The sequence below is a fragment of the Pantoea sp. Ap-967 genome (assembly GCF_011752565.1).
Taxonomy (GTDB): Bacteria; Pseudomonadota; Gammaproteobacteria; order Pseudomonadales; family Pseudomonadaceae; genus Aquipseudomonas.
This window is the reverse complement of the sequence record NZ_VWXK01000035.1, coordinates 32,688-45,111: the sequence shown is the minus strand read 5'-3', so window position 1 is coordinate 45,111 and position 12,424 is coordinate 32,688. Positions and strand designations below refer to the sequence as shown.

13 protein-coding genes and 1 pseudogene are annotated in these 12,424 nt (G+C 63.9%); 6 read left to right on the top strand and 8 right to left on the bottom strand.

Annotation, left to right across the window (positions count from 1 at the left end; genetic code table 11):
* Window positions 1-21 precede the first annotated feature (21 nt).
* Complete coding sequence (locus F3J45_RS25655) at window positions 22-321, bottom strand: hypothetical protein (RefSeq protein ID WP_167069744.1); 300 nt, start codon at window positions 319-321, stop codon at window positions 22-24.
* Window positions 322-493: 172 nt separating this feature from the next.
* Between F3J45_RS25655 and F3J45_RS25650 the strand changes: the two genes are divergently transcribed.
* Together F3J45_RS25650 and F3J45_RS25645 are read left to right on the top strand one after the other, a co-directional pair.
* A complete protein-coding gene (locus tag F3J45_RS25650) occupies window positions 494-922 on the top strand; it encodes a DUF2231 domain-containing protein (protein WP_167069742.1) in 429 nt (142 codons plus the stop codon).
* Window positions 919-2,208 carry a sorbosone dehydrogenase family protein gene (locus F3J45_RS25645; RefSeq protein WP_167069740.1) on the top strand — a complete coding sequence of 430 codons (1,290 nt, stop codon included), beginning with the start codon at window positions 919-921 and terminating at the stop codon, window positions 2,206-2,208. Before F3J45_RS25650 ends, F3J45_RS25645 begins: the two co-directional genes overlap by 4 nt.
* 69 nt (window positions 2,209-2,277) lie before the next feature.
* Here the strand turns inward: F3J45_RS25645 and F3J45_RS25640 are convergent, their stop codons facing one another.
* Window positions 2,278-3,216: a LysR substrate-binding domain-containing protein gene (locus F3J45_RS25640; protein ID WP_167069738.1), complete on the bottom strand. Its 939-nt coding sequence runs from the start codon at window positions 3,214-3,216 to the stop codon at window positions 2,278-2,280.
* A 146-nt stretch (window positions 3,217-3,362) separates the two neighbouring features.
* Between F3J45_RS25640 and F3J45_RS25635 the strand changes: the two genes are divergently transcribed.
* Window positions 3,363-4,739: an L-serine ammonia-lyase gene (locus tag F3J45_RS25635; protein ID WP_167069736.1), complete on the top strand. Its 1,377-nt coding sequence runs from the start codon at window positions 3,363-3,365 to the stop codon at window positions 4,737-4,739.
* Between the two features lie 40 nt (window positions 4,740-4,779).
* Here the strand turns inward: F3J45_RS25635 and F3J45_RS25630 are convergent, their stop codons facing one another.
* The 3 genes from F3J45_RS25630 to F3J45_RS25620 all read right to left on the bottom strand — a co-directional run bounded on the left by F3J45_RS25630 (window position 4,780) and on the right by F3J45_RS25620 (window position 6,763).
* The gene (locus tag F3J45_RS25630) at window positions 4,780-5,235 is read right to left on the bottom strand and encodes a DUF1842 domain-containing protein (protein WP_167069733.1); all 456 of its coding nucleotides are present in this window, start codon (window positions 5,233-5,235) and stop codon (window positions 4,780-4,782) included.
* A gap of 18 nt (window positions 5,236-5,253) precedes the next feature.
* Window positions 5,254-5,835 carry a DUF1842 domain-containing protein gene (locus tag F3J45_RS25625; RefSeq protein ID WP_167069731.1) on the bottom strand — a complete coding sequence of 194 codons (582 nt, stop codon included), beginning with the start codon at window positions 5,833-5,835 and terminating at the stop codon, window positions 5,254-5,256.
* Window positions 5,836-6,085: 250 nt separating this feature from the next.
* Window positions 6,086-6,763, bottom strand: coding sequence for a DUF3313 domain-containing protein (locus F3J45_RS25620; protein WP_167069729.1), 678 nt, complete (start codon window positions 6,761-6,763; stop codon window positions 6,086-6,088).
* Between the two features lie 164 nt (window positions 6,764-6,927).
* Here F3J45_RS25620 and F3J45_RS30635 point away from each other — a divergent pair.
* Window positions 6,928-7,035 (top strand): annotated as a pseudogene (locus F3J45_RS30635) (type II toxin-antitoxin system RelE/ParE family toxin); the annotation flags it as partial.
* A complete protein-coding gene (locus F3J45_RS25610) occupies window positions 7,016-7,321 on the top strand; it encodes a DNA-binding transcriptional regulator (RefSeq protein ID WP_167069727.1) in 306 nt (101 codons plus the stop codon). The pseudogene F3J45_RS30635 and the gene F3J45_RS25610, both read left to right, overlap by 20 nt.
* 133 nt (window positions 7,322-7,454) lie before the next feature.
* Here the strand turns inward: F3J45_RS25610 and F3J45_RS25605 are convergent, their stop codons facing one another.
* From F3J45_RS25605 to F3J45_RS25595, 3 genes are all read right to left on the bottom strand, one after another.
* Window positions 7,455-8,750, bottom strand: a complete 1,296-nt coding sequence (locus F3J45_RS25605) for an FAD-binding oxidoreductase (RefSeq protein ID WP_167069725.1) — start codon at window positions 8,748-8,750, stop codon at window positions 7,455-7,457.
* Window positions 8,751-8,764: 14 nt separating this feature from the next.
* Window positions 8,765-9,853, bottom strand: a complete 1,089-nt coding sequence (locus F3J45_RS25600; protein ID WP_167069723.1) for a polyamine ABC transporter substrate-binding protein — start codon at window positions 9,851-9,853, stop codon at window positions 8,765-8,767.
* 122 nt (window positions 9,854-9,975) lie between these two features.
* Complete coding sequence (locus F3J45_RS25595) at window positions 9,976-11,334, bottom strand: glutamine synthetase family protein (RefSeq protein ID WP_167069721.1); 1,359 nt, start codon at window positions 11,332-11,334, stop codon at window positions 9,976-9,978.
* 150 nt (window positions 11,335-11,484) lie between these two features.
* On the opposite strand from F3J45_RS25595, the gene F3J45_RS30630 reads away from it, so the two are divergent.
* Window positions 11,485-12,423 (top strand): helix-turn-helix domain-containing protein, encoded by a 939-nt coding sequence (locus F3J45_RS30630; protein WP_167069719.1) that lies wholly within the window; start codon window positions 11,485-11,487, stop codon window positions 12,421-12,423.
* Window position 12,424: the final 1 nt, after the last annotated feature.

Sequence of the window (12,424 nt, the reverse complement as noted above, 5' to 3'; positions counted from 1 at the left end):
TCTCGATGAGGCCCACCTGAGTCACCACGAATGCTTGCACCTGGCCAACACCACCTGGCAGGTATCCGGCGTGCCGCCCGAACGCCCGGCATAACGAATGCAGTTGCTGAGCGACTTTTGCTGCGCACTGCCCAGGCTGTCGCCCCAGGCCAGGCCGCCTTCACCCTGGGTGGGCACGGCCTTGGCGTAGCAGTTGGAGCCAGCTGCCGCATAGTTGGCCTTGCCGTGCTTGCTCGAACAGCCGGCATTGAGCACCAGGCTCAAGGCCAGCAGGGCTTGCGCTGCCCGGTAGGCGCACTGGCGGGTGTGACAGGTGTTCATGGCAGCCCTCGTTACGGTACGCGAAGTTTTTCAGGATATTTCTATCAAGCCAAGCGGTGAACTAACCGAAGGTCAAGGCGATCCCTTCTTAAGCGCACCCCGCGCATGCCTGACGGATCGGGCCTGCATGCCAGTCCGTCTGCCCCAGGTCACTGACTGATAAGGAGGCGCCGTGACCGCTACCGAGCAAACCCTCTACCGCTGCACGCCCAGCCCGCTGCATGGCATTTTGCTGGCCGGCACGGTCCCGCTGTTTCTTGGCGCCTTGCTAAGCGACATTGCCTACTTCAAAAGCTACCAGATCCAGTGGAGCAACTTCGCCGCCTGGCTGATCGCCGGTGGCTTGCTGTTCTGCGGGCTGGCGTTGCTGTTCGCCCTGGCCAACCTGGTGCGTGCCCAGCACAAGGCGGGCCGCCCAACCCTGTACTTCCTGCTGTTGCTGGTGACCTGGGTGCTGGGGCTGATCAATGCATTCGAACACGCCAAGGATGCCTGGGCGGTGATGCCAACGGGCCTGGTGCTGTCGCTGGTGGTGAGTGTGCTCGCCTGCGTGGCCGCCTGGTTGGGCATGAGCAACCTGCGCGCGGGAGGTGAAGCATGAAAACCGTGCATGGCATGTCGCTGTTGAGCCTGGCACTGCTGCTGGCCGCCTGTGGCGGTGATGGCGAGCCCACCCAGGCGCTGGGGCCAGACCCGAAACTGCCGGCCCCCGAGCGGGGCTTGCTGCCGAGCATGAAGATCGCCAAGCCGGCCCAGTGGGGCGAGCAAAAGCCGACGGTGCCCGAGGGCTACAGCATCACCGCCATCGCCACTGGCCTGAAAATCCCGCGCCAGAGCCTGGTGCTGCCCAATGGCGATATCCTGGTGGCCGAAGGCCGTGGCGGCAATGCCGCCAAGCTCAAGCCCAAGGATGTGATCGCCAGCCAGATCAAGGCCAAGGGCAACACCCAGGTCAAAGGTGGCAACCGCCTGACCTTGCTGCGCGATGCCGATGGTGACGGTGTTTATGAAATGCAGACCGTATTCGCCGACAACCTCAATGCGCCCTACGGCCTGGCCTATGCCGACGGCAAGTTGTACGTGGCCAACCAGGATGCCCTGGTGCGTTTCGACTACCACGACGGCCAAACCAAGGCCGATGGCCCACCGGTAACGGTCACCGACCTGCCGGGCGCGATCAACCACCATTGGACCAAGGCGCTGACCATCAGCCCCGACGGGCGTTACCTGTACGTGGGCATTGGTTCCAACAGCAATATCACCGAGCGCGGCATGGAGGCTGAAGTGGACCGTGCCATGGTCTGGCAGGTCGATGCCCAGACCGGCGCGCACCGGCCCTATGCCACCGGCTTGCGCAACCCGACCGCGCTGGCGATCCAGCCACACACCGGGCAGCTGTGGACCGTGGTCAACGAGCGGGACGAGCTGGGCCCGGATTTGGTGCCGGACTACCTGACCTCGGTGCGCGAGGGCGGCTTCTATGGCTGGCCCTATAGCTACTGGGGCCAGAACGTCGATGAGCGGGTCAAACCACAGGCGCCGGACAAGGTAGCTGCCGCGATCAAGCCCGACTACAGCCTGGGCTCGCACGTGGCAGCGCTGGGCGTGGACTTCTCCATCGCGCAAATGGGCGAGCGTTTCGCCGAAGGTGTGTTCATCGGTGAGCACGGCAGCTGGAACCGGCCAAACCCGGTGGGCTACAAGGTGATCTTCGTGCCGTTCAGTGGCGGAAAACCTGCGGGCGAACCGATCGACTTCGCCACCGGCTTTCGCGGCAAGGACGGCAAGACCCGCGGCCGGCCGGTGGGGGTGACGGTGGACCCGCGCGGCGCGCTCATCATTGCCGACGACCTGGCTAACACGGTGTGGCGGGTAACGCGTAACTGAGAGGCGCTTCCGCCCTGGCCGCCGCCCCTGTGCAGGCGGCCAGGGCGGGCCTTGGTTGGGCCTTGCGCTTCATGACGCCAATGGATGCAACTCGCGGAACACCCGCGCTTCGGCCACCAGCCAATCGTGCACCGCCCGGGCCCCGGGCTGGCTCAGGCCTCCCGGCGGGTAGTGCACCACGTATCGCTTGTGGTTGGCGATCGGCACGCCGAACGGCACGATCAGGGCGCCGCGCTCCAGTTCATCATTGAGCAAGGTGCGCCGGGCGATGGCCACGCCGACCCCGGCAATGGCCGCCTCGATGGTCAGGTGGTTGCGGTTGAAGGTATGCCCGCGGCGCACATCCAGCCCCGTTGCGCCGATACCTTCCAGGTAGAACTCCCATTCGGCGTATTCCGAACTGCCGCGCCAGGCGGTGATGTCGTGCAACAGCGGGTAGTGCTGCAGGTCGGCTGGCCCATGCAGCGGCGGGCGCCCGCGCAGCAGGGCGGGTGAGCACACCGGGAAGATCTGCTCGTCCAGCAGCGGCGTTGAAAGCATGCCGGGGTAGCTGCCGTCGTTCAGGTCGATGGCCAGGTCGAAGTCGCCTGGGTGCAGGGCCTGGGCGCTGTCCTCGGCCACCAGGCGCAGCTCGATGTCCGGGTAGCGCTGCTGAAAGCGCGGCAGGCGCGGTGTCAGCCACTTGGCCAGGAACGAAGGGATCGAGCGCAGGCGCAGGGTGCCGCGGATTTCCCCGGCGTCCAGGCGCAGCAATTCCGCTTCGATGCTGCCATAGGCCTCGGCCACTGTCTGCGCCAGGCGCTGGCCCTCGGCACTGAGCTCCACCCCGCGCGCCCGGCGCAGGAACAGCTTGTAGCCCAGGCGCTCTTCGAGCTGGCGCATCTGTTGGCTGACGGCGCCGGGGGTGATGTGCAGCTCTTCGGCGCAGCGGGTGAACGACAAGTGCCGTGCTGCGCAGGCGAATACATGCAGCCAGACGAACATCTGGCCATTGAGTTGTCGTCTCATCGTTTAGTTTCGCTAAAGCCTTGCTTAGGAAGTTTCGTTGGTCATTGGCGGGCTAGGGCGTCAGTATCGCGCAATATCGCAGTACCGTTCAATTTCTTCAGATCAGCGTGCGGCTGCTACCCGGGCCGTCACGTTCAGGCATTAGTATGGCTATCAGTGTTTTCGACCTTTTCAAAATTGGCATCGGCCCGTCCAGCTCCCACACCGTAGGCCCGATGCGGGCGGCGGCCACCTTTGCCCAGGCGCTGCGCGAGCGTGGCCTGTTGGCCCAGGTGAGCCGGGTAGAGGTGCGCCTTTATGGTTCGCTGTCGGCCACCGGGGTTGGCCACGCCACTGACCGGGCCTGCCTGCTCGGCCTGATGGGCCAGTGGCCAGACCGCATCGACCCGGCCACCATCGAGCCGCGCATTCGCCAACTGATGGAAGAGCAGTGCCTGATGCTCGATGGCAGCCAGCCATTGCCCTTCCAGTACGCCCGCGACATGCTGCTGCTGGACGAAAGCCTGCCGTACCACCCCAATGCCATGTGCCTGGAAGCCTTCGGCGCGCAGGGCAGCCTGTTCAGCCAGACCTACTACTCCATTGGCGGCGGCTTCATCGTCGAACAGGCCGAGATCGACGCGCCTGAAGCCCAGGTGAATACCGTCAGCCTGCCTTATGAATTTTCCAGCGGTGCCGAGTTGCTGGCCCTGTGCAAGGCCAACGGGCTGAGCGTGGCCCAGCTGATGATGGCCAACGAACGCGCCTGGCGCCCCGAAGCCGAAGTGCGCGAGGGGCTGCTGCGTATCTGGGCGGCCATGCGTGACTGTGTCAACAATGGCCTGCGCAATGAGGGCGTGCTGCCCGGTGGGCTCAACGTCAAGCGCCGCGCCGCACGCCTGCACCGCAGCCTGCAGGAGATCGGCAAGCCCAACGTGATCGGCTCGACCCTGAGCGCCATGGAGTGGGTGAACCTGTTCGCCCTGGCGGTGAATGAAGAAAACGCCGCCGGCGGGCGCATGGTCACCGCCCCCACCAACGGTGCGGCGGGCATCATCCCGGCGGTGCTGCACTACTACATGAAGTTCAACCCCACTGCCTGCGACGACGATGTGGTGGCGTTCCTGCTGGCCGCAGCGGCGGTTGGCATCCTGTGCAAGAAGAATGCTTCGATTTCCGGGGCCGAAGTGGGGTGCCAGGGGGAGGTGGGGTCGGCCTGCTCCATGGCCGCGGCGGGCCTGGCCGAAGTGCTGGGTGCCACCCCCGCACAGCTGGAGAACGCCGCCGAAATCGCCCTGGAACATAACCTGGGGCTGACCTGTGACCCAGTTGGCGGCCTGGTGCAGGTGCCGTGCATCGAGCGTAACGCCATTGCAGCGGTCAAGGCGATCAACGCCGTGCAGATGGCCCTGCGCGGTGATGGCGAGCATTTCATTTCGCTCGACCGGGTAATCCGCACCATGCGCGACACCGGCGCCGACATGCATGCCAACTACAAGGAAACCTCGCGCGGTGGCCTGGCGGTAGCCTTCGTCGAGTGTTGAGCGGTGCCCGCCGGCAAGGCTTGCCGGCGGGCGCTGCCGGTTATTCCCCGTGCAGCTGGCTGATTGCAGCTTTCAGGCGCTGGGCAATCTGCGGCCGGTCCTGGTGGGTGACATCAGGCGCCTTGCGCACACGGCCATGCTGGTCGAGCCAGTGCCCGCCGCTGAAGTAGCGGTAGCTGGCCGAACCGTTGCTCCAGTCGGTTTCCAACAGCCCGTGCAGGTGGAAGGTCTGGGCGATCTGGCTCAGCGGGCCGCTGGGGCTGCCGTCCAGGCTCAGCACGATCGATGGCGCGCCCGCCGGGGCGAACTGCAGTTCGCTGTAGTCTCCCCAAACGTTGGCGTGGAAGATCTGCAGCGGGTGGGTAGCCTGCGAGGCGCGTGCCTTGCCGGAAACCTTCTTGGTCACGGTATTGACCAGCAGGTCGAGGGTCAGGGTTGGGGCGCCGAGCAAGCCGTTGCTGACGTTCAGGCGGGTATGAAACAGTCCGATGGCCATGGTGTGCTCCTTGCCTGCTCAGGCTTTCTTGGCGGTTTTGGTGGCCGCGCTCTTGGTTGACGAAAGGGCCTGGTCGAGGCCGACGCTGGCCAGTTGCTTGAGTTGCGCAACATCGCCGCTGGCGATCAGTGCCTCCAGGGTGGCGCTGTGCAGCTCGGTTTGCAGGTCGACATTGGCCAGGGGCTGGATGCGCTGGTTGTCCAGCGTCACCGGCACGTTCTCCACGCTCACCCAACGTTGCCCGTTGTAGTACTCGTAGTTGGCCACGCCCTGTTGCCAGTTCTGGTCGAGCAGAGCGTGCAGTTTGAACAGCACCGGCGAATTGGCGTGTGGCCCGCCCTGGTTACCTTGGGCGGTAATCAGGATCTTGCCTTGGCTCGGTGGCAGAACCGTGAGGTAGCTGTAGCTGCCCCAGGTGTCCAGGTGCAGGTCCAGTGGTGGGTTGGTGGCCTGGGTGAGCAGGGCCGCGCCATTAATGCTGCGGTCGGGGGTATACACCAGCAGGTCCAGTTGCAGGCGCGGGGCGCCTGGCTGGTTGGTGCCGATCAGGTAGGCCACCGGGAACAGGCCTACCGTAGGTGCGAGCAGTGAATCAGACATGATTGCCTCCATTGCATTCGATGAATGAGATACCGGTACACAGCTGCGATGGCGGGCGGCGAAAACGAGGAAGAAGAGGGAGTCGGGCGAGGGTGTTGGTGTGCCCGGAACGCGCGGCTGTTGGCAGCCTGCTTGTGCAGCCATCCCTGGTCTGCGGTGCCACCTGCCTGGCAGCCCGCTTGATTAAAGCAGGCCCTTCAGGCAGTGATGGCATTTTTGCATTATCTCCGACAAGTGGCAGGGCAGGCCGTCACTTGGGCTTGCGCTTGAGCGCTTCGAAACTGGCGCGCATGTCCCTGGCCCAGCCGTCGAGTACGGGCTTGACGTCATCCAGGGTCAGTTGCTGCGTGTTGTTTTCCAGTGGTCTGCCGGCGCCCTTGCGTACCACCTGGGCCAGGACCTGTTGGCTGCCACCGTCGAGAAATGCCGCCTCCACGCCCACGTCCACGTCCTGGTCGCGGCCACCGGTGGCGGTGTTGACGCCAGCGGCGATCAGCGCAATCGGAATCACTTCGTAGGGCTTGAGCCCTTCATTGTGGGTGGACACCGCCGTGATGGCCGGGCGCACCACAATCGTTCCAGGGCCTGGGGCCTTTGCCAGCGTCAGCACACTGCCCATTTCCCGGCGCAGGGCTTCATTGAAATAGCGGGTGATCTGCTGCAGCGTCTGCGCCGAGATGACGGCGGTTGGTTGCGGCTTGGGGTAGAACTGGCTGGGTTCGATGTACACCTGGCTGTACTGCTCGGGCTTGATCCCCGGCTCAACCCAGCGCATCACCGGCGCGCCCGACGGGCTTTTCGCCGCCTGCAGGCGGCTGTAGTCCTTGAGGAAACCCGAGTAATCCTTGGGGTCTACGCGGTTGCTGGAGCAGGCGGCCACGGCGAGCAATGCAGCGCACAACAGGGTGATGCGAGGCAATGAGTTCATGAGGGCAGGCTTCCAAGAAGGGGCGGCCTGAACAACGCTAGCAGGTGCTTGGCGCTTGGCCAGTGGGCAACAAAAGTCGAGTTTCCTACAAGGCTACGGGGATGTGCCTGATATCTCGTTATGGCGATCCTTGGAAAACTATGCCCGTATCGGGTACGGAGAGGCTGAGGTTTGCAGGCAAGGTTTTTCTGGAGTTGCCTAGCGCCGCACTCAGCCGGGCATTGGAATCAGGAATATTGTTGGAGGTCTGCTGTGAGCAGCAAGCTTGTTGAATCGTTGCGGGAGGACCTTGTTGCCCTTCATGAAGCTGGGGCTGTTGCCAAGGTGACACTGCGCGACTTTGAAATGATTTGCCCGGCACCGGTTCGGGACTTCAGTGCATTGGATATTCGCCAACTGCGTGAAACGCTGAATTTCAGCCAGCCGGTTTTCGCCCTGCACCTGCATACCAGCGCCTCCACGGTGCGTAAGTGGGAGCAAGGCGAGACGCGGCCTGCAGGCCCTGCTCTTAAATTACTAAATATCATTGCAATCAAAGGGTTGCATTCAATTCTTTAAGTAAATTTTCAGATTGTCTTTTTTATAAAAATTTGTTTTAAATCAATAAATTACTGATATTTTATAAATCTTTTTCTGGAATGGCATTCGTCGCGTCCAGATTGGTTTGCGACGAACGCCGTGCAGCGTTTGCTTACCCCAACACCTCCTTCAGCCGATACCACAGCATCCCCAAGGCCAGCAGCGGCGAGCGCAATGCCTTGCCCCCCGGGAAGGTCAGGTGGGGCACCGCGCTGAACACATCCAGCCCCTGGCTCTGGCCAAGGGCGATGCTTTCGGCCAGCAGCCGGGCGGTCCAATGGGTGACGTTCAGGCCGTGCCCGGAATAGCCCTGGGCGTAGAACACATTGGGGTGTTGGCTCAGGCGCCCGACCTGGGGGAAGCGGTTGGCGGTAATGCCGATCATGCCGCCCCACTGGTAGGCCAGCTGCACATCGGCCAGCTGCGGGAACACCTTGAGTACCTTTGGCCGCATGTAGGCGCCGATGTCCTTGGGGTCGCGCCCTGAGTAGTGGCAGGCGCCGCCGAACAACAAGCGGCGGTCCGCCGTCAGGCGGTAGTAGTCCAGGCCAACCTTCTGGTCGCACAGGGCCATGTTCTGCGGAATCAACTCAAGGGCCAGGGCTTCGGGCAGCGGTTCGGTGGCCACCACGTAGCTGCCGGCCGGTAGCACCTTGCCGCTCAGGCGAGGCTCCAGTTCATCCAGGTGGGCGTTGCACCCCAGCACCAGGCTTTGCGCCCGCACCTTGCCGCGCGCCGTGTGCACGGTCACCGTGCTGCCGTGGTCGATCCGCAGCACCGGGCTTTGCTCGAAGATGCGTGCGCCCAGCCCCTGGGCCACGCGCGCCTCGCCCTGTACCAGGTCAAGCGGGTGCAGGTGGCCCGAGCCCATGTCCACCAGCCCACCGGCGTACTGGTCGCTGGCGACGACCTGGCGTATGTGCGCAGGGGCGACCAGGCGTGTTTCGTGGCGGTAGTCCAGCGTGGCCAGTTGCTCCTGCTCCTCGCGCAGCGCGGCGAACTGCACCGGTGTGTTGGCCAGCTCGCAGAAGCCCCAGCGCAGGTCGCAGGCGATGCCGTACTGCTCGATTCGGCGCGCCACCAGCGCCACCGATTCGATGCCGGCCTGTTGCAGGTAACGCACGCCGTCCTGGCCGACATGGCGGGCAAAGCCGCTGACGTCGTGGCCAATGCCACGGATCAGCTGGCCACCGTTGCGCCCGCTGGCGCCCCAGCCAATGCGCCGGCCTTCCAGCAGCACCACCGACAGGCCACGCTCGGCCAGTTCCAGGGCGGTGTTGACGCCGGTCAGGCCGCCCCCGACCACGCAGACGTCGGCGCTCAGTTCGCCGTCGAGGCTGGGGTAGGGCGCCGCATCGCGTGCCGTGGCGGCGTAGTAGGAGGCGGTGTGTTGGTTATCGAAAGGCATGGCGCGTTCTCGGCTCAGCGGTTGGACTTGATCTTGCTCCAGGAACGGGTCATCACCCGCATGATTTTCGGGCTCGGGGTGCTGGAGATGTACAGCTTGTCGAGCACGGCCTGGGGTGGGTAGATCTCGGGGTTGTCGACCAGCGCGGTGTTCATGTAGGCCTTGGCGTCAGGGTTGGCGTTGGCGTAGCCGACGGTGGCACTGACCTTGGCGATTACCTTGGGCTCAAGCAGGTAGTTGATGAAGGCCAGGGCCTGTTCCGGGTTGCTGGCGTCCTTGGGAATGGCGAGCAGGTCGAACCACAGGTTGCTGCCTTCCTTGGGGATGCTGTAGGCGATCTTCACGCCGTTGTTGGCTTCCACTGCCCGGTTGGCGGCCTGGAAGACGTCGCCCGAATAGCCGAACGCCACGCAGATATCGCCGTTGGCCAGGTCGGAGACGTATTTGGAGGAATGGAAGTAGGTGATGTAGGGGCGCAGTTCAAGCAGGCGCGCCTCGGCCTTGGCATAGTCGGCGGCCTTTTCGCTGCGCGGGTCCATGCCCAGGTAGTTGAGCATGGCCGGGAACAGCTCGTCGGGCGAGTCCATGAACGCTACACCGCATTGCTTGAGCTTCTTCAGGTTTTCCGGCTCGAACAGCACCGCCCACGAGTCGATATGGTCGACGCCAAGCGCCGCCTTGACCTTCTCGACGTTGTAGCCGATGCCGTTGGTGCCCCACAGGTAGGGCACGGCGTACTGGTTGCCGGGGTCGTTCTGTTCAAGCTGCTTGAGCAGTTTGGGGTCCAGGTGCCGCCAGTTCGGCAGCTTGCTGCGGTCCAGGGGCAGGAACGCGCCGGCCTGGGCCTGGCGGGCAAGGAAGTGGTTGGAGGGCACCACCACGTCATAGCCGGTACGCCCGGCCAGCAGCTTGCCTTCCAGGGTTTCGTTGGAGTCGAACACGTCGTACACGACCTTGATCCCACTGCTGGCCTGGAAGTCGGCCAGGGTGGTGTCACCGATGTAGTCGGTCCAGTTGTACACGCTGACCGTCGGCGCGGCCTGGGCGGCGGCGCCGAACAGCAGGGTGAATGTGGCGGAAATCAGGGCTTGCAGATGACGCATGTCGACACCTCGTTGGTCTTGTTCTTAGGGTTCGGCGTTTAGAAAGGCTGCTTTGCAGCCTTTTCGCGGGCAAGCCTGCTCCCACCGGGACAAGTGTGGGAGCGGGCTTGCCCGCGAACAGGTCAGACGCTCAGCAACAGGAATTCACGCTCCCAGGAGCTGATCACGCGCTTGAAGTTCTCGTGCTCGGCGCGCTTGACCGCCACATAGCCCTGGACGAACTGCTTGCCCAGGTAGTGCTGCACGGTTTCGCAGTCTTCCATGTGCTGCAGCGCGTCCTCGATGGTGATTGGCAGGCGCAGGTTGCGCCGCTCGTAGGCGCGGCCCTGTACCGGGGCGCTCGGCTCGATGCGCTCGACCATGCCGATGTAGCCGCACAGCAGGCTGGCGGCAATCGCCAGGTACGGGTTGGCGTCGGCGCCCGGCAGGCGGTTTTCCACGCGCATCGCCTCGGGGCTGGAGGTCGGCACGCGCAGCCCTGCGGTGCGGTTTTCCTCGCCCCACTCAACGTTCACCGGCGCCGAGGTGTCCGGCAGGAAGCGGCGGAACGAGTTGACGTTGGGGGCGAACATCGGCAGCAGCTTGGGGATGTACTTCTGCAGGCCACCGATGTGGTGCAGGAACAGCTCGCTCATGCTGCCATCGTCATTGGCAAAGACCGGCTTGCCGGTGGCGATGTCGACCACGCTCTGGTGCAGGTGCATGGCGCTGCCCGGTTCGTCGGTGATCGGCTTGGCCATGAAGGTGGCGGTGACGTTGTGCTTGAGCGCGGCCTCACGCAGGGTGCGCTTGAACACAGTGATCTGGTCAGCCAGGTCCAGCGCATCGCCGTGGCGGAAGTTGATCTCCATCTGTGCCGGGCCGTCTTCGTGGATCAGCGTGTCCAGGTCCAGGCCTTGCAGCTCGCACCAGTCGTAGACGTCTTCGAACAGCGGGTCGAATTCGTTGGCGGCGTCAATCGAGAACGACTGGCGCCCGCTTTCCGCGCGGCCCGAGCGGCCCAGCGGTACTTGCAGGGGCAGGTCCGGGTCTTCGCAGCGCTGGGTCAGGTAGAACTCCATCTCCGGCGCGACGATGGGCTGCCAGCCCTTGTCGGCATACAGCTTGAGCACCTTCTTCAGCACGTTGCGCGGCGACAGTTCGATGGGGTTGCCCTGCTTGTCGAAGGTGTCGTGGATCACGATTGCGGTCGGCTCGATCGCCCAGGGGATCTGGTACACCGCCGTAGGGTCGGGGCGGCAAACCATGTCGATGTCGGCGGCATCGAGCAGGCTGTAGTAGATGTCGTCGTCGACATAGTCGCCGGTAACGGTCTGCAGCAGCACGCTTTCTGGCAGGCGCATGCCGCGCTCGTGGAGGAACTTGGCGGTCGGCGCAATCTTGCCGCGGGCGATGCCGGTCAAGTCGCTGATCACGCATTCGACTTCGGTGATCCGGTGTTCTTTCAGCCAGGTGGACAGCTGATCGAAGGGGGCGTTCATACAGACCTCTTGGTTGGGTTTTTGTGTGTGAGCCAATCAGGGCGCTTCCCAGGTGACGCACTGGGGACTATCTTGGGCGCAGGCTCACGCCGCCATCTATCCACTTTCTTCGGCAATGAATGCACCAAAAGAGTGCAACTAGGACCTCGCGTGACAACGTCCAACGCCCTGCAAGTCCAGGCTTTCCATACGTGCGATGTGACTGAACAGGTGCGCGCCACCCCTGGCTGGCAGCAGCAATACCGGCAGATGTCGCCGGGGCATTTCAGCGGCCATTTGCGCAGCCTTGGGCTCGATGGCGTGGAGGTTTACGAAGAACGGCTCAACACCCGGGTCGAGCAGTTCTTCCGCGCGCCGAGCGGGTCGTTGGCATTCTGCTTCGACCAGAGTGAGAACAGCCTGTACTTGCTCAATGAGCAGAGCCGCAACATCTGGATCACCCCGGAGAACTACCAGGAAGTGGCGGTGGTGTTCGACCAGGGGTTTCTCGCCCGCCACAGCCTCGACCCGCAACGGCTCGACGGGCTGTTCATGGTGCCGCTGGGCAGTGGCCAGAACGCGCTGTTCGGCAGTTGGCTGAGCGCCACCTTGACCCGCCTTGGCCAGGCCGATTGCCCGTTGCAGGGGCAGGCGCTGGCCGAGCAGTTGCTGGAAGATTGCCTGTTCATCCTCGACAACGCCTGCCAGCGCTTGCAGGGCGGGGCGCTGGGGCGGCGCGGGGAAGAGCGGGCCATCATGCAGCGGGTCAGCGAATGGGCGGCCGACTGCCCGGAGGAGACGCTGAACCTGGTGGAACTGGCCGAGGTGGCGGGGGTGTCGCTGCGCCAGTTGCAGCAGGCGTTCAAGGCGTTTACCGGAATGCCACCGGCGCACTGGCTGCGCCTGCGCAGGCTCAATGGCGCCCGGCGCGATTTGCTGCGCGGCGGCGAGGTGACCGTGGCCGAGGTGGCCATGCGCTGGTCGTTCTGGCATTTGGGAAGATTTTCAGAGAGTTACAGGCAATTGTTCAAGGAATTTCCCAGCGAAACCTTGCGCCGCGCAAGCGGCGCTCGCTTCTATGGAGCAAATCGTAATAGGAGGTGTTTGTAGG